This window comes from Pseudomonas sp. UM16 (genome assembly GCF_050312595.1).
Taxonomy (GTDB): Bacteria; Pseudomonadota; Gammaproteobacteria; order Pseudomonadales; family Pseudomonadaceae; genus Aquipseudomonas.
Genome location: NZ_JBNPJT010000005.1, coordinates 164,187 through 186,339 on the forward strand (window position 1 = coordinate 164,187; position 22,153 = coordinate 186,339).

General features: G+C 59.3%; 21 protein-coding genes. 11 read left to right on the plus strand and 10 right to left on the minus strand.

Translation table 11 applies throughout. The annotated features are described in order from the left end of the window. Window positions 1-7: 7 nt before the first annotated feature. The 5 genes from ACQRAX_RS07650 to ACQRAX_RS07670 all read right to left on the minus strand — a co-directional run bounded on the left by ACQRAX_RS07650 (window position 8) and on the right by ACQRAX_RS07670 (window position 6,940). Entirely contained in the window at window positions 8-1,231 is a 1,224-nt protein-coding gene (locus ACQRAX_RS07650) for an electron transfer flavoprotein subunit alpha/FixB family protein (protein WP_412038969.1), read from the minus strand. Beyond that, the gene (dgcB, locus tag ACQRAX_RS07655; RefSeq protein ID WP_412038968.1) at window positions 1,231-3,180 is read right to left on the minus strand and encodes a dimethylglycine demethylation protein DgcB; all 1,950 of its coding nucleotides are present in this window, start codon (window positions 3,178-3,180) and stop codon (window positions 1,231-1,233) included. The genes ACQRAX_RS07650 and dgcB overlap by 1 nt, the downstream gene beginning before the upstream one ends. Window positions 3,181-3,280: 100 nt before the next feature. Next, window positions 3,281-5,341, minus strand: coding sequence for a dimethylglycine demethylation protein DgcA (dgcA, locus tag ACQRAX_RS07660; RefSeq protein WP_412038967.1), 2,061 nt, complete (start codon window positions 5,339-5,341; stop codon window positions 3,281-3,283). Between the two features lie 15 nt (window positions 5,342-5,356). Then, window positions 5,357-5,887 carry a DUF5943 domain-containing protein gene (locus ACQRAX_RS07665; RefSeq protein ID WP_412038966.1) on the minus strand — a complete coding sequence of 177 codons (531 nt, stop codon included), beginning with the start codon at window positions 5,885-5,887 and terminating at the stop codon, window positions 5,357-5,359. A gap of 75 nt (window positions 5,888-5,962) precedes the next feature. Next, window positions 5,963-6,940, minus strand: coding sequence for a dipeptidase (locus ACQRAX_RS07670; RefSeq protein WP_412038965.1), 978 nt, complete (start codon window positions 6,938-6,940; stop codon window positions 5,963-5,965). A 241-nt stretch (window positions 6,941-7,181) separates the two neighbouring features. Between ACQRAX_RS07670 and ACQRAX_RS07675 the strand changes: the two genes are divergently transcribed. The 3 genes from ACQRAX_RS07675 to ACQRAX_RS07685 all read left to right on the plus strand — a co-directional run bounded on the left by ACQRAX_RS07675 (window position 7,182) and on the right by ACQRAX_RS07685 (window position 9,155). Next, complete coding sequence (locus ACQRAX_RS07675) at window positions 7,182-7,607, plus strand: lysozyme inhibitor LprI family protein (RefSeq protein ID WP_412038964.1); 426 nt, start codon at window positions 7,182-7,184, stop codon at window positions 7,605-7,607. Window positions 7,608-7,724: 117 nt separating this feature from the next. After that, window positions 7,725-8,441: a hypothetical protein gene (locus ACQRAX_RS07680; protein WP_412038963.1), complete on the plus strand. Its 717-nt coding sequence runs from the start codon at window positions 7,725-7,727 to the stop codon at window positions 8,439-8,441. Window positions 8,442-8,510: 69 nt separating this feature from the next. Further along, complete coding sequence (locus ACQRAX_RS07685; RefSeq protein WP_412038962.1) at window positions 8,511-9,155, plus strand: hypothetical protein; 645 nt, start codon at window positions 8,511-8,513, stop codon at window positions 9,153-9,155. Here the strand turns inward: ACQRAX_RS07685 and ACQRAX_RS07690 are convergent. Further along, on the minus strand, window positions 9,134-10,096 hold the full coding sequence (locus ACQRAX_RS07690) for a GlxA family transcriptional regulator (protein ID WP_412038961.1): 963 nt from the start codon (window positions 10,094-10,096) through the stop codon (window positions 9,134-9,136). The genes ACQRAX_RS07685 and ACQRAX_RS07690 overlap by 22 nt on opposite strands. Window positions 10,097-10,236: 140 nt before the next feature. On the opposite strand from ACQRAX_RS07690, the gene choX reads away from it, so the two are divergent. The 5 genes from choX to ACQRAX_RS07715 all read left to right on the plus strand — a co-directional run bounded on the left by choX (window position 10,237) and on the right by ACQRAX_RS07715 (window position 14,136). Next, window positions 10,237-11,181, plus strand: coding sequence for a choline ABC transporter substrate-binding protein (choX, locus tag ACQRAX_RS07695; RefSeq protein ID WP_412038960.1), 945 nt, complete (start codon window positions 10,237-10,239; stop codon window positions 11,179-11,181). A gap of 74 nt (window positions 11,182-11,255) precedes the next feature. Continuing rightward, a complete protein-coding gene (locus ACQRAX_RS07700) occupies window positions 11,256-12,140 on the plus strand; it encodes a 3-keto-5-aminohexanoate cleavage protein (protein ID WP_412038959.1) in 885 nt (294 codons plus the stop codon). A gap of 15 nt (window positions 12,141-12,155) precedes the next feature. Beyond that, window positions 12,156-13,121 carry an L-carnitine dehydrogenase gene (locus tag ACQRAX_RS07705; RefSeq protein WP_412038958.1) on the plus strand — a complete coding sequence of 322 codons (966 nt, stop codon included), beginning with the start codon at window positions 12,156-12,158 and terminating at the stop codon, window positions 13,119-13,121. 12 nt (window positions 13,122-13,133) lie between these two features. After that, window positions 13,134-13,610: a thioesterase family protein gene (locus ACQRAX_RS07710; protein WP_412038957.1), complete on the plus strand. Its 477-nt coding sequence runs from the start codon at window positions 13,134-13,136 to the stop codon at window positions 13,608-13,610. Between the two features lie 265 nt (window positions 13,611-13,875). Beyond that, complete coding sequence (locus ACQRAX_RS07715) at window positions 13,876-14,136, plus strand: hypothetical protein (RefSeq protein WP_412038956.1); 261 nt, start codon at window positions 13,876-13,878, stop codon at window positions 14,134-14,136. A 45-nt stretch (window positions 14,137-14,181) separates the two neighbouring features. Here ACQRAX_RS07715 and ACQRAX_RS07720 read toward each other — a convergent pair whose 3' ends face one another. Both ACQRAX_RS07720 and ACQRAX_RS07725 read right to left on the minus strand, forming a co-directional pair. Beyond that, window positions 14,182-15,285 (minus strand): GlxA family transcriptional regulator, encoded by a 1,104-nt coding sequence (locus ACQRAX_RS07720; RefSeq protein ID WP_028942254.1) that lies wholly within the window; start codon window positions 15,283-15,285, stop codon window positions 14,182-14,184. A gap of 401 nt (window positions 15,286-15,686) precedes the next feature. Continuing rightward, window positions 15,687-17,063 carry an L-serine ammonia-lyase gene (locus ACQRAX_RS07725; protein ID WP_412038955.1) on the minus strand — a complete coding sequence of 459 codons (1,377 nt, stop codon included), beginning with the start codon at window positions 17,061-17,063 and terminating at the stop codon, window positions 15,687-15,689. Window positions 17,064-17,513: 450 nt separating this feature from the next. Here ACQRAX_RS07725 and ACQRAX_RS07730 point away from each other — a divergent pair, with 450 nt between their 5' ends. The 3 genes from ACQRAX_RS07730 to choV all read left to right on the plus strand — a co-directional run bounded on the left by ACQRAX_RS07730 (window position 17,514) and on the right by choV (window position 20,551). Continuing rightward, the gene (locus ACQRAX_RS07730; protein WP_412038954.1) at window positions 17,514-18,461 is read left to right on the plus strand and encodes a choline ABC transporter substrate-binding protein; all 948 of its coding nucleotides are present in this window, start codon (window positions 17,514-17,516) and stop codon (window positions 18,459-18,461) included. 66 nt (window positions 18,462-18,527) lie between these two features. Then, window positions 18,528-19,376, plus strand: a complete 849-nt coding sequence (choW, locus tag ACQRAX_RS07735; RefSeq protein WP_177327748.1) for a choline ABC transporter permease subunit — start codon at window positions 18,528-18,530, stop codon at window positions 19,374-19,376. Then, window positions 19,373-20,551, plus strand: coding sequence for a choline ABC transporter ATP-binding protein (choV, locus tag ACQRAX_RS07740; RefSeq protein ID WP_045180778.1), 1,179 nt, complete (start codon window positions 19,373-19,375; stop codon window positions 20,549-20,551). The genes choW and choV overlap by 4 nt, the downstream gene beginning before the upstream one ends. Before the next feature lie 52 nt (window positions 20,552-20,603). Here the strand turns inward: choV and hisF are convergent, their stop codons facing one another. Both hisF and hisA read right to left on the minus strand, forming a co-directional pair. Beyond that, entirely contained in the window at window positions 20,604-21,374 is a 771-nt protein-coding gene (gene hisF / locus ACQRAX_RS07745) for an imidazole glycerol phosphate synthase subunit HisF (protein ID WP_045180781.1), read from the minus strand. A 10-nt stretch (window positions 21,375-21,384) separates the two neighbouring features. Then, window positions 21,385-22,122 carry a 1-(5-phosphoribosyl)-5-[(5-phosphoribosylamino)methylideneamino]imidazole-4-carboxamide isomerase gene (hisA, locus tag ACQRAX_RS07750; protein ID WP_412038953.1) on the minus strand — a complete coding sequence of 246 codons (738 nt, stop codon included), beginning with the start codon at window positions 22,120-22,122 and terminating at the stop codon, window positions 21,385-21,387. Window positions 22,123-22,153 lie beyond the last annotated feature (31 nt).

Genomic DNA, 22,153 nt, shown 5'->3' on the forward strand with positions numbered 1-22,153 from the left:
CTTGCCCTTATGCCGCATCACGCTTGGCGTCGTTGCGATAGTTTTCCACAGCCTCGATCAACGCCTGCAGAATTGCCGCGCTGTCGCCGATGACTGACAAATCGGCACGTTTGATCATGTCGCAGCCTGGGTCCATGTTAATCGCCACCACCTTATCGCAGGCACCAATGCCCTGCAGATGCTGGATCGCCCCAGAGATACCCACAGCCACGTAGACTCGCGCCGTCACCCAGGTGCCGGTAGCACCTACTTGGCGGTTGCGCGGCATGAAACCGTCATCCACCGCCACCCGCGATGCCCCTTCGGTCGCCCCCAAGGCCACGGTGGCACGGTGGAACAGGTCCCAATCCTTGACGCCGTTGCCACCAGAAACAATGAATTCAGCTTCAGCCATGGCAATGGCCGCTGGATCGACAGCCACCGGACCGAGGTCCTCGATGCGAGGCAGGCTACGCGCCACGCTTGTGGATAAGTGTTCAGACAAAACCTCATGACGAGTTTCGCTGACCGGCTCGGCGCATTCGGCTGCCGCCAGGATCAAGCGTGGCAGGCCACGAATCAGATCCTGTTGCCCTGCGCCGGCGCGACCGCTGCATTGTCCATCCTTGACTTGCCAAACTCTGGTCGCTGGCCGCTCGCCAAGTGCTGCAGCAAAACGCCGCCCCAATTCACCGCCGCCGCTGCGACTGTCGGGCAGCAGCCAGTGGCGCGGATTGAACTGGTTATCCACAGCGCGTAAACCCTGCACCAATTGCTCCGGTGCATATCCTTCAAACTCGTCCCCCTCGATGACGAGCAAGCGATCAACACCGGCTGTGGAAAAATTACGTTCCTTGTGTTCACCAAACACTACAGCCAACACCGCACCGTCACTACCGGCCAGGCTATGAGCCAGGCCGAGTAGATCACGGTCGTGGCTGCCCAGACGACCACCAAGCATGTCCGGCACCACGGCAATGTAGAACGCCGGTTGCGGTACTTGATGCAGCGGCAACTCTACAACGACAGCGGCGCTGCGCTTGTTGCTGGTGCCTTGCTGGGCACCGCTACGGTCAATGCGTTTGATGCCATTAGGGCCGATGAAACCAACCCCATGCGGGTTCTTGCGTATAACACCGTTGGGGCCCATCCAGTTGTGCTGCTGAGTTTGCTGCATGGCCGCATGCAAAGGATGCAGGCGGTTACGGGCAATCCATTCGGCGCGCGGGTCACGGCGAATAATGTCGCTCATCAGTGCACCTCCGCAGGTTCGCGTTTGGCGGGCGCGGGTTTACTTGCCGGGGTTTGTTCTTCAAGCAAGGCATCGGCTACCAACTCGGCCAGGTCCTTGATCAACGGTCGCGGTTCAACCACGCCTTCAAGCATCGCTGTGCACTGTGGACAACCGACGGCGACCAGCTCGGCGGCGGTCTCACGGATGTCTTGCATACGCATGTCGGGAATCCGCTGTTTGCCGGGAATGTCGGTGATCGGCGCACCGCCGCCACCGCCGCAGCAGCGCGAACGGAAGCCCGAACGCTGCATTTCCTTCACTTCAATGCCCAAAGCCCGCAGAACCTCACGTGGCGCTTCGTATTCCCCGTTGTAACGGCCCAGGTAGCACGGATCGTGATAGGTGACGCTGCCGCCTTTGTGTTGCCCAAGGTTCAGCGCACCTGCGCCAATGAGTTCGGCGATGTAGGTGCTGTGGTGCTGCACCAGGTACTCGCCACCCAAGGCGCCGTACTCGTTCTTGAGCACATGGAAGCTGTGCGGGTCACAGGTGACGATGCGCTTGAAGTTGTACTTGGCCATGCTCTGGATATTACGTTTGGCCAATTGCTGGAAGGTCGCTTCATCACCCAGACGACGGGCCACGTCACCACTGTCGCGCTCTTCCAGACCGAGCACGGCAAAATCCACTTGGGCCGCTTTCAGCACTTTGACGAACGCCCGCAAGGTACGCTGGTTGCGCATATCGAAGGCGCCGTCGCCTACCCAGAACAGCACCTCGGTGGCTTTCAGGTCGCTGAGCAGATTCAGGTTAAGGTCGGCAGCCCAGTTCATCCGCCCACCCGGTGCAAAACCGCCTGGGTTGTCGGTGGCAATCAGGTTTTCCAACACTTCGGCGCCTTTGTTTGGCGTGGCGCCTTTTTCCAGGGTCAGGTGGCGGCGCATGTCGACGATGGCATCGACGTGCTCGATCATCATCGGGCACTCCTCCACACAGGCGCGGCAGGTGGTGCACGACCACAGGGTTTCGGCATCGACCAGGCCGTTGACGATTGGCTGATGCGGGTTGCCACCGTGTTCACCAATCGGCTTGCCAGGGTAAGGACTGCCGGCAAATTTGGCATCGGTGCCACCCGCCAGTCCGACGACCATGTCCTGGATGAGTTTTTTCGGGTTCAGTGGTTGTCCGGCAGCAAACGCCGGGCACGCTGCTTCACACTTGCCGCATTGCACGCAGGCGTCAAAACCGAGCAACTGGTTCCAGGTGAAGTCCTTGGGTTTCTCCACGCCCAGCAATGCCTGCGGATCTTCCAGGTCGATGGGTTTGAGGCCGGTCGAACGTCCGCCGCCGAAGCGTTCGGCGCGGCGGTGCCAGGCCAGGTGCAGGGCACCGGCAAAGGCGTGCTTCATCGGCCCACCCCAAGTCATGCCGAAGAACAGTTCAGATACACCCCAGAGCACGCCAAGGCCCAAAACACCGACCAGCAACCAACCACCAAAACCTTCAGGCAGGATGCCGGCCACAGGCAATGTGGCAATGAAGAAGCTTGCGGCAAAGACCAACAGGCTTTTTGGCAGGCGCATCCACGGCCCTTTTGACAGGCGCGACGGTGGATTGAGGCGGCGCTTGTAAACGAACAATGCACCGGCAAACATCAGCACGGTGGCGAACAACAAGGCATAGCCGAGGATCTTGTTGTGCAGGCCAAAGCCGTGCACCAGGATCGCCAGCACCGCCGCCAGAACAAAGCCACCCGCGGTCGCGACGTGGGTGTTGGCCATGTATTTATCACGGGCGACCACATGGTGCAGGTCGACCATATAGCGCCGTGGCATGGCCAGCAGACCGCCAAGCAGGTCGACTTTGGAAGGCCGGCCTTGGCGCCACATCCGCACGCGCCGCAAGGCGCCGAGGACGGTTAGGCCCAAGGCGGCGAACAACAGCACAGCTAGCACAAAATTCAACATCGGAGCACCGTTCAGCGCCAAGCTGCAAGCCATAAGCTGCACGCAAGGGCAACACAGCGTCGCCCTTGCTTGCCACTAAAGCTTGCCACTTGCAGCTGCCTTAAAAGTCCTTACAGAGCCGGAGTGCGTCATAAATGGCAGCATGCGTATTGCGCTGCGCTACGCAGTCACCGATGCGATAGAGCAGGTAGCCTTCGCCCGATTGGCTGAGAATCGGCTGCGGCTGGATCGCGAACAGTGCCTCAACATCAATCTGGCCTTTGTTGCGCGAACCTTCCTTGAGCCCGTAGTAGAGCGCTTCGTCCGGACGCACACCGTTCTCGATCACCACTTGATCAACCACCCGCTCCTCTTTGGCGCCGGTGTATTCGTTTTCCAGCACGGCCACCAGCTTGTCGCCCTCGCGGTAGACCTTCTCCAGTGCCAGGTCGCCGGTCATGATCACCTCTTTGGGGTACATGCTGCGGTAGTAGGTCGGGAACGACGTACCGCCAATGGCCACACCCGGCTTGATGTCGTCGGTGACGATCTCGACCTGGCTACCTTTGTCGGCGAGATAGTCGGCCACCGACATCCCGGTGAACTCACAAATGGTGTCGTAGACCAACACGTTCTTGCCCGGTGCGACCTTGCCGTCGAGCACGTCCCAGCTGCTGACCACCAGCCCCTCGGCGGCGCCCCAGTGCTCGTTCTGCTCTAGAAACGGATGCCCACCCACCGCCAGCACGATCACATCAGGGCGCAGGTCCTTGATGGTGTCGATGTCTGCGGCAGTACCCAGGCGCAGGTCGACCTTCAGACGCGCCAGCTCCAACTGGTACCAACGGGTAATACCGGCAATCTGATCACGTTGCGGGGCCTTGGCGGCGATGCTGATTTGCCCGCCAATGGCCTCCTTCTTCTCGAACAGGGTCACGTCGTGGCCACGCTCGGCCGATACCCGCGCCGCTTCCATTCCGGCAGGGCCGGCACCCACCACCACCACCTTGCGTTTGGGCCCGGTGGTTTTTTCGATGATGTGCGGCACTCCCATGTATTCACGGGAGGTTGCAGCGTTCTGGATACACAGGACATCCAGGCCCTGATACTGGCGGTCGATGCAGTAGTTGGCACCGACACATTGCTTGATCTGGTCCACCTGGCCCATCTTGATCTTGGCGATCAGGTGCGGGTCGGCGATATGCGCGCGAGTCATGCCGACCATGTCCACGTAGCCGCCTTCAAGGATGCGCGTGGCCTGGTTCGGGTCTTTGATGTTCTGCGCGTGCAGCACCGGAACCTTGACCACCTCCTTGATCCCGGCCGCCAGGTGCAGGAACGGTTCCGGTGGATAACTCATGTTGGGAATGACGTTGGCCAGGGTGTTGTGGGTGTCACAACCCGAACCGATCACGCCGAAGAAGTCGAGCATACCGGTGGCGTCGTAATACTTGGCGATCTCCTTCATGTCTTCGTGGCTGAGGCCATCGGGATGAAATTCGTCACCGCAGATACGCATGCCCACGCAGAAATCCGCGCCGACTTCGGCACGCACGGCCTTGAGCACTTCCAGGCCAAACTTCATCCGGCCCTCAAAGCTGCCGCCCCATTCATCCGTACGCTTGTTGACCCTTGGGCTCCAGAACTGGTCAATCATGTGCTGGTGCACTGCCGACAGTTCGACGCCGTCCAGGCCACCTTCTTTGGCCCGGCGAGCTGCTTGCGCATAGTTGCCGATCACCCGCCAGATTTCCTCCGGTTCGATGGTCTTGCAAGTAGCGCGGTGCACAGGTTCGCGAATGCCCGATGGCGACATCAGCGTCGGCCAGTTGAAACCGTCCCAGCGCGAGCGACGGCCCATGTGGGTAATCTGAATCATGATCTTGGCGCCGTGCTTGTGCATGGCATCAGCAAGATTCTGAAAATGCGGGATGATCCGGTCAGTAGAGAGGTTTACCGAGGCCCACCATTCCTGCGGGCTGTCGATAGCGACCACCGAAGAGCCACCACAGATGGCCAGGCCTAATCCGCCCTTGGCTTTCTCTTCGTAGTATTTGACGTAGCGCGCGGTGGTCATGCCGCCGTCAGTGGCGTAAACCTCGGCATGCGCGGTGCTCAGCACCCGGTTGCGGATGGTCAGTTTGCCGATCTGGATCGGCTGGAACATTGCTTCGAAAGCCATGACAGGATCCTCGACTTACAACGGCTTGACGATGAACAGGCCGTCTTCGTGGCCTTCTTCCGAGCCGCCGTAGAGCTGCTCGGCAACCGTACGAATCGTGCTGCCGCGGGCGGCCAGAATCTGGTCCATAGCACCGGCGAACCAGCCGGTGAACATGTAGTCGACTTTGCGTCCGACTTTGCCGTAGACATAGACGAATGCCGAGTGCTCAAGCTTGACGCTGGCAGTGCCTTTTTCCAGATCGATATCCTGAATTTTGAACAGGCCCCAGCCGCGCTGCGACAGGCGTTTCATGTAGTGTTCAAACACCGCCACGCCTTCCAGATCATGGCATTCGGCCTCCTTCTCGCACCAGTGCCAGGCGGACTTGTAGCCGGCCTTGTAGAGAATCTCGGCATAGGCGTCAGCACCCAGTACTTCCTCGATACCCATGTGGTTGTTGACGAAGAAATGCCGTGGCACATAGAGCATCGGCAGGGCGTCGCTGGTCCAGACACCGGTTTCACTGTCGACTTCGATAGGCAATTGCGGGGCGATCTTGGCCATGGAAACTGAACTCCAGAAAATTAGGTTGGCTGCCCCTGCACCTATGGCAGGGGTTGGAAGACGGTTACTGGCGGCTTATTCGCCCCAGACATCCTTGAGCACGTTGACCCAGTTCTCGCCCATGATCTTGCGCACCACGCGCTCGCTATGGCCGCGTTTGAGCAGGGTTTCGGTGAGGTTGGGGAACTCGCCCACGGTACGGATGCCCAGCGGGTTGATGATCTTGCCGAAGTTGGTCAGGCGCCGGGCGTAGCCCTTGTCGTGGGTCAGGTATTCGAAGAAGTCCTGGCCATGACCCTGGGTGAAGTCGGTGCCGATACCGATGGCGTCTTCGCCAACGATGTTCATGGTGTATTCGATGGCCTCGGCATAGTCATCGATGGTCGAATCGATGCCTTTGGCCAGGAACGGCGCAAACATGGTCACACCGACGAAACCGCCGTGGTCGGCAATGAACTTCAGTTCTTCATCGGACTTGTTGCGCGGGTGCTCCTTGAGCCCGGAGGGCAGGCAGTGGGAGTAACACACCGGTTTTTTCGATTCGAGGATGACTTCTTCGGAGGTCTTGGAGCCGACATGGGAAAGGTCGCACATGATGCCGACACGGTTCATCTCGGCAACGATTTCGCGCCCGAAGCCCGACAGGCCGCCGTCGCGCTCATAGCAGCCAGTGCCGACCAGGTTCTGGGTGTTGTAGCACATCTGCACGATACCGACGCCGAGCTGCTTGAACACGTCTACATAGCCGATTTGGTCTTCGAATGCGTGGGCGTTCTGGAAGCCGAAGAGGATGCCGGTCTTGCCCAGCTCCTTGGCCTTGCGAATGTCGGTGGTGGTGCGCACCGGCATCACCAGGTCGCCGTTGTCGCGAATCAGTTTCTGGCTGGCGGCAATGTTGTTGACCGTGGCCTGGAAGCCTTCCCAGACCGACACGGTGCAATTGGCCGCAGTCAGGCCACCTTTGCGCATGTCTTCGAACAGCTCGCGGTTCCATTTGGCAATGATCAGCCCGTCGATAACGATGCTGTCGGCGTGTAACTCGGCTGGGCTCATCAGGCTGTCCCCTTTTATTGGTAGTCCTTGCGCCGAGTCGTCTGCCGGCGCTTTGGGGCCAGCATATGCCTAGGGGCCAGGTCGCCCAGATGCAAAAACGACAGGGGGTTTGCCGAAAGCGTCAAGAGCAGCCGAAGTAGAGGCCGACACCAAGATGAAATCCTCTGCATCCGCTGTTCTTCACGCCGGCTGTAGGCCAGAATTGCGCCCACAAGACCCACCAACAGATGGAGCTTCGCTAATGAAATCAATGCTGTGGCTGCTGGCTGCACTGTCCTTGAGTACCTTTGCTGCCGACGACGATAGTCCTACGCCTTGCGACAGTGTCGAAACCACGCAGCAAGCTCAGGAATGTTCGGCTTATAACCGCAAGACGGCAGAACAGCAGCTGACCGAGGCTTACAACGACCTCAGACAGCGAGCGCAGACGCAGTTCAGCGACCGACCTGCAATGCTTAAAAACTATCTGAACAAGATCGCTGCTGCCCAGGATCTGTGGCACAAGCTGCAGGACGCTGATTGTGCGGCGCAAATTCTCGAAGCCGAGACGGCCGATAGCCGCCAGTCGGCGCTCAATGACTGCATGGCGCAGCACAGCGATGAGCGCTCGGAGTACTTGCAGTCGCTTGTCGGCCAAGCTGAAGAGGCGGCTCCAGACGAGGACTGAATGCCCCTGCCCTATGGAAAGGTATGCTGCTGATGTCGCTCGACGGTTTTCGACAAAGTGAATGCCAGACCCCTCAAGTCGAGGCGTGTCAGTACTCTCACTTTAAGGAAACAACATATGAGCACCAGCATTACCAAAGCCGACATGGACAAGGCAATCGAGAAACTGAAGAAGGAAGGCGAAGAGCGCGTTCTGATGGTTGCCAACACTGTCTGCATTTTCGCGGCCGATGTCCCGGCCGGCGTAGCTGAAGATGTTTTGGCAGGCATGCGCTTGATGAACCTGTCGGCGAACAAGAAGTTCGACAAGGAAACTCAGCAGCGCGAGTGGTACAACTACTACAACGATGGCCTGGGCAAGTTCGGTTGGACCCTGACCGGTGCTGCCCACGTAGAAGAAGCCATCGACAAGGACGACTTTACTCCCGCCACCCTGACCTCCCATATCGTTACTGTCAGCCTCGGCCGTAATCACCGTCTGGGGCGTTGTGTAAACCGCGCCTTCGAGGTCACCGTCAAAACGCCGAAGGCCCAAGCACTGCTGGAAGAGAGCAGCCTGAGTGCTTCGGGTAAGTCCAGCACCATTCAGGTAGCCGCCTGTGAGATGACCCCACAAGGCTTGCCGATCATGCACATGACCAGCGTCCAGATGAGCTACGACAAGGCAGAGAAAGCGCAGGGTTCGATGGGGCGCACCATCAGCAAAACCAACACCCGCGTCTACCGTGCATCCCAACAAGGCTCCTTCAGTGTTCGTCAGTTCGAGGCCATGCGCAAAGCCGTGACCGACAAGCTGGCAAGCCAGGCAAACGACATCCTTGACCTGGACATCTAAGGTCCTGGCCAGGTATCAACCTATTGGTGCCTGGCCTTAAGCCAAGCCAACTGCCCCTAAGGAGACACTATGACGGACAGTCTGTCTGCAGGGTCTAAAACGCAAGAAGCACCCACTACGGCGCTCTTCTCTTCGCCGGTGACGATCAGTCAAAACGCCGGCATGCTCACCGAAGCGGCCGAGAATATTTATCAATGCTTGCGCTTGGCGCAATTGATTGCCAACAACCGATTCGTCCGCGAGAAGCAGGCCAAGGAATGGTTTTCCAGTGTTCTGGAAACCCTGACAGGGCTAAGTTTCAAATTAGTTGAACACACCAAGCGCACTATTCCTTACACCCCTACCCAAGACGTGCTCAAGGATGTCTTCAACGGCTGGCTGCCAGCACCGCAGGCCGCAAACTCTCGCTTCAAGTCTGCTGCAACAGAAGTCATCAATGTATTGAATGCACCGCAAGAAGGGCTTTATCGGAGGTACAGCAGCTCGACACATCTGAGTATCACATTAGACTCCGATGATGGAGAAACCCTTGTAGCCATCCTGTTTCACGTGCTCTGTACGCAAGATCCCAACGCACCAAAGACACGGCTGAGACTGGAACTCGACCACTTGGGCGCCGTTTTCGACAAGGTCGCGTTCACTGCCCACCGCGACAGCGTGCAAGCCCAGCTCAAGGTGTTTGCCGATCTTGATCAGATTCTCTTTGAATCATGAGGGCGCATCAGCCGCCTCTCCTCTCGTGGGCACTTGCCAAAATGGCGTTTGTAACGCCGGGCAAAATAGGACGGTAGCTCGAAACCACAGGCCAGGCTGATCTGCGTGACACTCATATCAGTCTGGGACAACAATTGGCGAGCCTTTTCCAGCCTTAGCGAAAGGTACAAATTGCTCGGCGTGTCATCAAGGTGCAGACGAAACAGACGCTCAAGCTGTCGCCTGGTCACCCTGACCCGCGACGCCAACTCCAGTGTACTCAGGGGCGTCTCCGTGTGTTTTTCCATGTCCCCGATCACCTGCACCAGTTTGCGGTTGCTGATGCCATAGCGCGATGCGATTTGCATGCGTTGGTGGTCCTGACGCGGGCGGATGCGACTGAGCAAAAACTGCTCCGACACCTGTACCGCCAGTTCGCTGCCATGAGACTGGGCGATCAAGTCAAGCATCAGATCAATCGAAGCGGTACCACCGGCGCAGGTAATCCGGTGGCGATCAATCTCAAACAGCTCCTGAGTGACCTGAAGGCGCGGGTAACGCTCCTTGAACGCTTCCAACGCTTCCCAATGCAGGGTCACCCGATGGCCATCGAGCAACCCCGCCTCGGCTAGCACCATCGCCCCGGTATCGATACCGCCAAGTATCACCCCTTCGTGATCGAGGCGGCGCAGGGCCTGCTGCAGTGCGGGCGCAAAGCACGCCAACGGTTCGAATCCGGCAACCACCAGCAGTAGGCTTGCACCCACTTCTTGTCCCAGCACTCGGTCCGCATTGACCGACATGCCATTACTGGCCTGCACCGGGCCGCCATCCAGACTGAGCACACTCCAGCGATAAAGCGCGCCACTGAAACGGTTGGCCACACGCAGCGGCTCCACCGCCGAGATGAAGCCCATCGCGGAAAATCCTGGCAACAGCAGAAACTGAATCAGCTCCGGCATTGGAGGCTCCTGTTGGCGGGTCGCCAGCGTGCAAGTTTTAGTCGCCACGGTGCGAATTTCAACTTTACTACCGGCGTAGCGTGTGTAAACGGTCCGCAGAGACCGGCCCTATAAAAACGCACTGCCGATGGAGAGCCACCATGCACAGCTTGATCCGCCGCAGCCTGTTGTCCCTTGCCCTGAGCACCACCCTCGTCCCCCCTCTATTCGCTGCTGAACCTGCCGTTTGCAAGAACGTACGCCTCGGCGTGGTCAACTGGACCGACGTGATGGCCACCAGCGCCATGACCCAGGTCCTGCTCGATGGCCTGGGCTACAAGACCAAGCAAACCAGCGCCTCGCAGCAGATCATCTTCGCCGGTATCCGCGACAATCGTCTGGACATGTTCCTCGGTTACTGGAACCCGATCATGACCCAGACCATCACGCCGTTCATCGACGCCAAACAGGTCAAGGTTTTGGCTCAGCCGAGCCTCAACGACGCTCGCGCCACACTCGCAGTACCCCAGTACCTGGCGGATAAGGGCCTAAAAACCTTCGCCGACATCGCCACGTTCGAGAAGGAGCTCGGCGCCAAGATCTATGGCATCGAACCCGGCTCCGGCGCCAACACCCAGATCAAGGCGATGATCAGCAAGAACCTGTTCGGCCTGGGCAAATTCCAACTGGTCGAATCCAGCGAAGCCGGCATGCTCGCCGCCGTTGACCGTGCCGTGCGACGCAAGCAAGCCGTGGTGTTCTTCGGCTGGGCGCCGCATCCGATGAACGTCAACGTCGACATGGCTTACCTGAGTGGCAGCGAAGACGCCTTGGGCCCGGATGAAGGCCGTGCCACCGTCTGGACCGTCACTGCCCCGGACTATGCCGAACGCTGCCCAAATGCCAACCGCTTGTTGACCAACCTGAAATTCACCGCCGACGACGAAAGCCGCATGATGCAACCGCTGCTCGATCACAAGGACGCCTTGGAGTCTGCGCGCAAGTGGCTCAAAGATCACCCCGAAGACCAAAAACGCTGGCTTGAAGGCGTGACCACGTTCGATGGCAAGCCCGCTGCCGAGAACCTGCAACTGACTGCCAACTAAATCCACCAACCCCTGATGCCTTCGTCGCCTGCCTTGGCGACGAAGCGAGCCACGACGCCTGAAGGAAACCGCACATGAACCACGACGTCATCATCACCTGTGCACTGACCGGTGCCGGCGACACCGCCAGCAAGAGCCATCTGGTCCCGGTCACACCGAAACAAATCGCTGAAGCGGCGGTGGAGGCCGCCAAAGCCGGGGCTACAGTCGTTCATTGCCATGTTCGCGACCCACAAACCGGACGCTTTAGCCGCGATGTCGCGCTGTATCGGGAAGTGATGGAGCGCATCCGTGAATCCGACGTAGACATCATCGTCAATCTCACCGCTGGCATGGGGGGTGACCTGGAGATCGGCCCTGGGGAAACGCCGCTGGAGTTCGGCGCCGGTACCGACCTGATCGGCCCGCTGGAACGCCTGGCCCATGTTGAGGCACTGCTGCCGGAAATCTGCACCCTGGACTGCGGCACGCTCAACTTCGGTGACGGCAACAGCATCTATGTGTCGACCCCGGCGCAATTGCGAGCCGGCGCCAAGCGCATCACCGAACTGGGGGTCAAAGCCGAGCTGGAAATTTTCGACACCGGTCACCTGTGGTTCGCCAAGCAAATGATCAAAGAAGGCTTGCTTGACGACCCGCTATTCCAGCTGTGCCTGGGTATTCCCTGGGGCGCGCCAGCCGACACCGCCACCATGAAAGCCATGGTCGACAATCTGCCTACCGGGGTGACCTGGGCTGGCTTCGGCATCGGCCGCATGCAGATGCCCATGGCCGCACAGGCGGTACTGCTCGGTGGCAACGTGCGTGTGGGCTTGGAAGACAACCTGTATCTGGACAAGGGGGTGCTGGCCAGCAATGGCCAGTTGGTTGAACGCGCCACGGAAATCCTCAGCCGCCTTGGCGCACGGGTCCTTACCCCCGCCGAAGGCCGCGCAAAAATGAACCTGAATGGTCGCTGATTAGTGGAGTTAAAGATGAGCTTTATCACCGAAATCAAAACTTTTGCAGCCTTGGGTAGCGGCGTGATCGGCAGTGGCTGGGTAGCACGTGCTTTGGCCCACGGCCTCGACGTTGTAGCCTGGGATCCGGCACCAGGGGCCGAAGCAGCGTTACGCAAACGCATCGCCAACGCCTGGCCAGCTCTTGAGCAACAGGGCCTGGCACCGGGGGCATCAGCAGATCGCCTGCGTTTTGTCGCCACCATCGAGGAATGCGTGCGCGACGCCGACTTCATCCAGGAAAGCGCGCCCGAGCGTCTCGACCTCAAGCTCGAACTGCACAGCAAGATCAGCGCCGCCGCCAAACCGCACGCGCTGATCGGCTCAAGCACCTCGGGCTTGTTGCCCAGCGAGTTCTACGAATCCGCCACTTACCCCGAGCGCTGTGTGGTCGGCCACCCGTTTAACCCGGTGTACCTGTTGCCGCTGGTGGAAATCGTCGGCAGCAACAAGACCGCCCCTGAAGCTATCGAAGCGGCAAAAATCGTTTACACCAACCTCGGCATGCGCCCCCTGCATGTACGCAAGGAGGTCCCCGGCTTTATCGCAGACCGCCTGCTTGAAGCGCTATGGCGCGAAGCCCTGCACCTGGTCAACGACGGCGTGGCGACCACGGGAGAGATCGACGACGCGATTCGCTTTGGCGCCGGTTTGCGCTGGTCGTTCATGGGCACTTTCCTCACCTACACCTTGGCCGGTGGCGATGCTGGCATGCGTCACTTCATGGCTCAGTTTGGTCCGGCGTTGCAGTTGCCCTGGACCTACCTGCCAGCGCCAGAGCTGACTGAGGGCTTGATCGACGCCGTAGTCGAAGGCACCAGCGAACAGCTGGGTGAACGCAGCATCAGCTCGCTGGAACGCTATCGTGATGATTGCCTGCTGGCTGTGCTTGAAGCGGTAAAAACCACCAAAGCCAAGCACGGCATGGCTTTTAGCGACTGACCGGAGCCTGAGATGCCCGCATTGATCACCTACCAAACCCCAGTCCAGGCCGACTGGGTCGACTACAACGGGCATCTGCGCGATGCCTTCTATCTGTTGATCTTCAGTTATGCCACCGATGGCTTCATGGACCGCATTGGTCTCGATAGCGACAACCGTAGCGCCACTGGCAACTCGCTGTTTACCTTGGAGTGCCACCTGAACTACCTGCACGAAGTGAAGCTGGGCAGCGAAGTATGGGTGCAGACGCAGGTCATCGGATTCGATCGCAAACGCCTGCACCTGTACCACAGCCTGCACCGTGCAGACTTCGCTGAAGTGTTGGCGGCAAGTGAGCAAATGCTCTTGCATGTAGACTTGGCCGGGCCACGCTCGGCACCGTTTACACCTTCAGTGGTGGAGCGGCTGCAGGGGATTGTTGATGAGCAGGTTGACCTGCCTGCAGCCGAGTTTGTTGGTCGAGTGATCGGCCTTGCGCCGATGAATTGATCACTAGAATTTCAGGCAAAAAATGGCCCCGGAGCCGTGACGCAACCGGGGCTTAGAGCGAGCATCCACAAGTGTGAATCGGAGGGTGACCAAACCGTCCTGTTACAGTGCCTGGCCTCAATGTGCAGCCACCTTCACGCCTCTATTTGCCCGAAAACGACCTGTTCTTAGGTAAAGCAGCCATTGCGACATTCTGCGCTTGCCGCCCTGCACCAGTGCCCACAGAATCGACTGACGATCACACCTGCAAACAAGGACAACAGCCATGATGCACGCGGATTTGATTGATCAAGACGACTTGCTGGGGCAGTTGCGCGCTCTGGGCTTCGAGATGCCGTCCGACGCCAGCGCCGAACAAGCCTGCGAATGTGCTGTGCGGGGTTTGAGCGAACCGCGGGCCAAAGCCTTGAAGGGTATGGTGGAGCAGATGTACAGCGGCAATGCGACCATCCTGCCAGCCGTGCGCCAAGCCATCGAACAGCAACTGCTGCCGGCGCTGGCGCAGTTCAACAGCAATCGCGGCTGAGCCCATCGCCGGCAAGGCCGGCGATAAGGCCCAACGGGCCTTCAGCTACAAGCGCACGCTGGCAAACGTCGACTCATTGCGCGCCTGGCTCAGCGCCGACATCGGCCCGGCCAACGGTGACAGCACCAGCGCCTGCGGAATCGGCATCATCGCCACCTGCTGGGCGGTGTTGGAACCCACGCGTTCATCACGCGGCGGAATACCAAAGTACTCGCGGTAGCACTTGGAGAAGTGCGGCGTGGAAACAAACCCGCACACCGACGCCACTTCGATAATCGACATCGGCGTCTGCTTGAGCAGTTGCCGGGCTCGGATCAGGCGCAGCTTCAGGTAATAGCGTGACGGTGAGCAGTGCAGATACTTCTGGAACAGGCGCTCAAGCTGACGACGCGACACCGCCACATACACCGCCAACTCGTCGAGGTCGATCGGCTCTTCGAGGTTGGCTTCCATCAACGCGACGATTTCCTGCAGCTTCGGCTGGTTGGTGCCGAGCATGTGCTTGAGTGGTACGCGCTGGTGGTCCTGCTCGTTGCGAATACGCTCGTAGACAAACATCTCCGAAATCGCTGCCGACAACTCGCGACCATGATCGCGGCTGATCAAGTGCAGCATCATGTCCAGCGGCGCGGTGCCTCCGGAGCTGGTAAAGCGGTTACGGTCGAGGGTGAACAAGCGGGTGCTCATGCTCACCCGTGGGAAGGCTTCCTGCATCGCCGCCAGGCACTCCCAATGCACACTGCAATCGAAACCATCGAGCAAGCCGGCACAAGCCAGCGCCCAACTGCCGGTGCACACGGCGCCCAGGCGCCGCGACTGGCGGGCCTGGCTTTGCAACCAGGTCACATGCTCGCGGGTCACCGTGCGCTGAATGCCAATGCCGCCGCAGACAATCACCGTATCCATGGCTGGAGCCTTGTGCATCGCGGCATCGGGGGTGATCTGCAAGCCGTCGCTGGCCCATACCTGGCCACCGTCCACGCTCAAGGTGCTCCAGCGATAGAGCTCGCGGCCAGACAACTGATTGGCCATGCGCAGCGGTTCGACTGCCGACGCCAGGGAGATGAGGGTGAAATTATCCAGCAGCAGAAAGCCGATGGATTGAGGTGTGCGGTTCTGGGTTGGGGTCCCGGAGTTGTACGACGTCATCGCGGTATCTCCTCACACAATGCAGGTTGCGCCTCAGGCAGGCGCGGGCTTTTTTTGTCACGGCCCCGATTCGAATGCAGGGGCTTTGCCAATCACAACGCAAATGCCATGCCTGAAATTGAATGGCTATTCAATAAAACCCAAAAACGACCTCGCGCAGTGTCTATATAGCCACTGTTGCGAGGCGCCGTTATAAACGCAAACCGCCGGGCTAGTGCCGGTGCTGGGGCGACGTGAGCAGTTCGGTAGCACTTGTGGGAAGGATGCTCAGAAACGACATGCGCGAATGTCACCCCAGGCGCCAGGCACCGGGGTAACAAGGGCTTAATCAGAATGTATAGAGCCGCGCGCTAAAAGGTGGCACCCGCGCCAGTGGCGGGCATAAATGGCGCAAGCTCCAATCAACATTCGATGGCGTTGACCGCCAAACCACCACGCGAGGTTTCCTTGTACTTGTCATGCATGTCTGCCCCCGTATCGCGCATGGTACGGATCACCCGATCGAGCGAAATAAAGTGCTCACCGTCGCCACGCAACGCCATCTGCGCGGCATTGATCGCCTTCACTGCGGCAATCGCATTGCGCTCGATACAGGGCACCTGGACCAGACCGCCGACCGGGTCGCAGGTCAGCCCCAGGTTATGTTCAAGACCGATCTCTGCGGCATTCTCCAGTTGCCCCGGCGTTGCCCCCAGTACTTCGGCAAGCCCTGCAGCCGCCATGGCGCAGGCCGACCCGACCTCACCCTGGCAACCGACTTCGGCACCGGAAATCGATGCGTTCTTCTTGCACAGGATTCCCACCGCCGCCGCGCCGAGGAAGAAATCGACCACACAAGCTTCGCTGACCACATCGCTAAAACGCATGTAGTAATGCAGCACCGCCGGAATAATCCCGGCCGCGCCATTGGTCGGCGCGGTGACCATGCGCCCGCCCGCGGCATTTTCCTCGTTGACGGCCAGAGCATAGAGATTGACCCACTCCATGGCGCTCAAGGTCGAGCCGATCACATTGGGCTTGTTCAGCTCCTGCAAGCTGCGGTGTAGCTTGGCCGCTCGGCGTTTCACATTCAGTCCGCCAGGAAGAATGCCTTCATGCTTCAGACCGTTCTCAACACAGTCCTGCATGGCGCGCCACAGCGTGAGCAAACCGCTGCGAATCTCTTCTTCGCTGCGCCAGACCTTCTCGTTCTCCAACATCAATTGCGACACGCGCAGGTCGTTTTTCTTGCACAGTTCCAGTAGCTCTACCGCGCTATTGAAATCGTAAGGGAGCACAGTGTTGTCAGCATCCAGTATGCCGCTGGCAGCCTGGGCTGCATCAACCACGAAGCCACCCCCGACCGAGTAATAGGTATCGCGGTGCAGCTCGCCGCCAGCGCCTTCGGCAATCAGCGTCATGGCGTTGGGATGGTAAGGCAGATTTTCGTCGAGTAGGCGCATGTCGCGGGCCCAGACGAAGCCAACTTCGAGTCGGCCATCGAGCAATAAGGTCTGGGTTTCACGCAAGGTAGCAATGCGCAGGCCGATCTGCGACGGGTCGATAGCGTCCGGCCATTCGCCCATCAGGCCCATGATCACCGCATGGTCGCTACCATGGCCGATACCGGTGGCCGACAACGAGCCGTACAGGCGTACCTCAACGCGCTGTACCTGCTCCAGTTCGCCACGTTCACGTAGCCCTTGAACGAACAGCGCCGCTGCCCGCATTGGGCCGACGGTATGAGAGCTGGAAGGGCCGACGCCGATCTTGAACAGGTCGAACACACTGATGGCCATGCCACCTACCTCCTGATTGAGCAGCCGCCTCGACGCCCAGCCAAGGACGGTGCAACTGCTACGCTAAATAGGCGGCAATCCGCCGAATTCGCGCATCATCAGGCTTTTAAGCGCACGTCTGACGTCTGCAACCGACGCGTTCTTGCTCAGCAACGCCGCCAGCTGTCACCCACGTTTGTGTGCCGTTTTTTTGCGGTGCAGAAGCGCCGAAAGAGCGATTACGGGGTGGGATAAATCTGTAAACGACCTCATCGACACTGGATGCGACCCTGCCTGTACTGGATACGACGCGCCCTGTAGGCGTTTGATTTTTGCTGTTAGATGATCGGTATCGACTCGATTGCACGGCACCTGTCCCGCTATCGCCCGATAGTCAGGTCCGACCGAATGCAAACCATAAAGCACGGCGGTCCCGTGGGACGTCCGAAAAAAATATCAGGAGTCCATCGAATGAAAGGTTCACCTTCGCTGTTGCTGACCGCGCTACTGAGTTTGCCGGTTCTGGCACAGGCCGCAGAGCCCGAGCAGTGTCACACCGTCAACTTCTCCGACGTCGGCTGGACCGACATCACCGTCACCACTGCGGTCACCAGCGTGGTGTTGCAGTCACTGGGCTACAAGACCAAAACCACCATGATCTCGGTACCGGTGACCTACAAGTCGCTGGCCGACGGCAAGAACATGGACGTGTTTCTCGGCAACTGGATGCCGACCATGGAAAACGACATCAAGCAGTACCGTGATGCCGGCACGGTGGAAACCGTGCGAGCCAACCTGGAGAACGCCAAGTACACCCTGGCTGTCCCTGAAGCGCTCTACAACAAGGGCCTGAAGACCTTCGCCGACATCCCTAAATTCAAGAAGGAACTGGACGGCAAGATCTACGGCATCGAGCCCGGTAACGACGGCAACCGCACCATCCAGAGCATGATCGACAAGAACGCCTTCGGCCTCAAGGACGCCGGTTTCAAGGTGGTCGAGTCGAGCGAGGCAGGCATGCTCTCGCAGGTTGATCGTGCCGAGCGCCGCGGCACCGACGTGGTGTTCCTGGGCTGGGAACCGCACCCGATGAACACCCGCTTCAAAATGAAATATCTCGACGGCGGCGATGACTTCTTCGGCCCCGAATACGGCAAAGCCACCGTGCTCACCAACACCCGCAAGGGTTACGTGCAGGAATGCAGCAACGTGGGTCAGCTGCTGAAAAACCTGTCCTTCACCCTGGACATGGAAAGTGCCCTGATGGGCAACGTCCTGGACGACAAGATGAAACCCGACGCAGCCGCCAAAGCCTGGCTGAAAAATAACCCTCAGGTCCTCGATACCTGGCTGGCAGGGGTTACCACCGTTGACGGCAGGCCAGGCCTGGAGGCGGCCAAGGCCAAACTGACGCAGTAAGCACCACCTGCGGCGGGTTCACCCCGCCGCAGGCTGTCTTCAATCTTTTGCAGGTGGACGCTCGCTATCATGCTGATCGATGAAAAAATACCTTTGGGCCAGTACATCGCAGGCTTCGTTGACTGGTTGACGCAACACGGCGCCAACTACTTCGATGCCTTCGCTGAAGCACTGGAATTGATGATTCATGGTGTGACCGGGGCACTGACCTGGTTCAACCCCTTCGTCCTGATCGGCCTGATCGCAGTCATCGCACACCTGATCCAGCGCAAATGGGCGCTGACCGCTTTCTGCGTGCTGTCTTTCCTGCTGATCCTCAACCTCGGTTACTGGCAAGAAACCATGGAGACCCTGGCCCAGGTGCTGTTCGCCACCATGGTCTGCGTGGCCATCGGTGTACCCTTGGGCATTCTTGCGGCACATAAACCGATGTTCTACACCGCCATGCGCCCGGTCCTGGACCTGATGCAGACGGTCCCTACCTTCGTGTACCTGATTCCGACCCTGACCCTGTTCGGCCTGGGCGTAGTCCCCGGGCTGATCTCAACAGTGGTGTTCGCCATCGCGGCACCGATCCGCCTGACGTACCTGGGCATCTGTGATGTGCCTCAGGAACTGCTCGATGCCGGCAAAGCCTTTGGTTGCTCACGCCGCCAGTTGCTCTCGCGCATCGAACTTCCTCACGCCATGCCAAGCATCGCCGCGGGCGTCACCCAGTGCATCATGCTGTCGCTGTCGATGGTGGTCATCGCCGCCCTTGTAGGTGCCGACGGTCTGGGCAAACCTGTGGTCAACGCACTCAATACTGCCGATATTGCCCTGGGCTTTGAAGCGGGACTGGCAATCGTGCTGCTGGCGATCATGCTCGACCGTATCTGCAAACAACCCGACGCACCGGTAAGGAGTGAAGCATGAGCATTATTCGCTTCGAAGACGTAGACGTTATCTTCTCCAGCCGACCGCGTGAGGCCCTCAGCCTGCTTGACCAAGGCCTTTCGCGGGAGCAGATCCTGAAGAAAACCGGGTTGGTAGTCGGCGTGGAAAAGGCCAACCTGGATATCAACAAAGGCGAGATCTGCGTGCTGATGGGCCTGTCCGGATCGGGCAAGTCGAGCCTGCTGCGCTGCATCAATGGCCTCAATACTGTTAGCCGCGGCAAATTGTTCGTAGAGCACGAAGGCTCACATATCGACATCGCCCATTGCACCCCGGCGGAACTGAAGATGATGCGCACCAAGCGTATCGCCATGGTGTTCCAGAAATTTGCCCTGATGCCTTGGCTGACGGTGCGCGAGAACATCAGCTTCGGTCTGGAAATGCAGGGGCGCCCGGAAAAAGAGCGGCGCAAGCTGGTCGACGAAAAGCTTGAACTGGTGGGTTTGACCCAATGGCGCAACAAGAAACCCGATGAACTCTCAGGCGGCATGCAGCAACGCGTTGGCTTGGCCCGTGCACTGGCCATGGACGCCGACATTCTGCTGATGGACGAACCGTTCTCCGCCCTCGACCCGCTAATCCGTCAGGGCCTGCAGGACGAGCTGCTGGAGCTGCAACGCAAACTGAGCAAGACCATCGTCTTCGTCAGCCACGACCTTGACGAAGCCCTGAAGCTGGGCAGCCGTATCGCGATCATGAAGGACGGCAAGATCATCCAGTACAGCAAGCCTGAAGAGATCGTGCTCAACCCGGCCGACGAGTACGTGCGTACCTTCGTCGCCCACACCAACCCGCTCAACGTGCTGTGTGGTCGCAGCCTGATGCGCACCCTGGACAAGTGCAAGCGGATCAACGGTTCGGTGTGCATCGATCCCGGTGGTGACTCGTGGCTGGACCTGGCCGAAGGCAACACCATCAAAGGTGCACGTCAGGGCGCCAACGGCATGGACCTGCAAAACTGGGCACCGGGTGAAGCGGTGGAAGGATTGGGCCGCAAACCGACCTTGGTCAGTGCCAGTATCGGCATGCGCGAGGCGCTACAGATTCGTTACCAGACCGGAAACAAATTGGTGCTGCAGGAAGGAAATACTGTGGTGGGAATTCTGGGTGACAGTGAGCTGTACCACGCCCTGCTGGGTAAAAATCTCGGTTGAAGTAGAACGATCGCCGGCAATGCCGGCGATCGAGAGCAAAGCCCTCGCCGATTCAGCGAACAACGATACCTTGCTTGGCCATGAAGGCCTTGGCTTCTGGCACGGTGTACTCACCGAAGTGAAAGATGCTCGCCGCCAGCACCGCGCTGGCGTGACCTTCGATAATCCCGTCGGCCAGATGCTGCAGGTTACCCACACCACCTGAAGCGATCACCGGAATGCCCAAGGCATCGCTGATCGCCCGGGTTACACCCAGGTCAAACCCGTTCTTCATGCCGTCCTGATCCATGCTGGTCAGCAAGATCTCACCGGCACCCAGGCCTTCCATCTTCTTCGCCCACTCCACCGCATCGAGGCCCGTCGGCTTGCGACCGCCATGGGTGAAGATTTCCCAGCGCGGGGTTTCGCCTGGGCCGGAAACTTTCTTGGCGTCGATGGCAACCACGATGCACTGCGAGCCAAAGTGCGCGGCAGCTTCGCCGACGAACTCAGGGTTGAACACCGCAGCAGTGTTGATCGACACCTTGTCGGCACCGGCATTGAGCAGGTTGCGGATGTCCTGCACGCTACGTACGCCACCGCCCACAGTCAGCGGGATGAACACCTGGCTGGCCATGCGCTCGACGGTGTGCAAGGTGGTGTCGCGACCATCGACACTGGCGGTGATGTCGAGGAAGGTGATTTCGTCAGCGCCCTGTTCATCGTAGCGCCGGGCGATTTCTACCGGGTCACCAGCATCGCGGATGTTCTCGAATTTAACGCCCTTGACCACGCGGCCGTTGTCCACGTCCAGGCAAGGGATGATGCGCTTGGCCAGTGCCATGTCGGAGTCCTCAGCCTTTATAGCTGTCGCAGAAGGCTTGCGCCTCAGCAACATCCAGGGTGCCTTCGTAGATGGCGCGGCCGGTGATCGCGCCGATGATGCCCGGCGCTTTGGCGTCGAGCAGGGCCTTGATGTCACCCAGGTTGTGGATACCACCAGAGGCGATGACCGGGATCTTGGTAGCTGCGGCCAGTGCGGCAGTGAACGGTACGTTGCAGCCCTGCATCATGCCGTCTTTGGCGATGTCGGTGTAGACGATGGCCGAGACGCCGTCAGCTTCGAAGCGCTTGGCCAGGTCAATGACCTGTACCGAGCTGACTTCAGCCCAGCCGTCGGTGGCAACGAAACCGTCTTTGGCATCCAGGCCAACGATGACCTTGCTAGGGAAAGCGCGACAAGCTTCGGCGACGAACTCCGGCTCTTTCACTGCTTTGGTGCCGATGATCACGTAACTGACGCCCGCTTTGACGTAATGCTCGATGGTTTCCAGCGAGCGGATACCGCCGCCGATCTGGATCGGCAGGTTCGGGTAGCGCTTGGCGATGGCGGTAACCACTTCACCGTTGACCGGCTGCCCTTCGAAGGCACCATTGAGGTCAACCAGATGCAGACGGCGGCAGCCGCCTTCGACCCACTTGGCAGCCATGCTCACCGGGTCATCGGAAAATACCGTGGAATCTTCCATGCGGCCCTGGCGCAGACGTACGCAGGCACCGTCTTTAAGATCGATAGCGGGGATAATCAGCATCTGCAAAACCTGTCTATTCGGTAAACAGTGA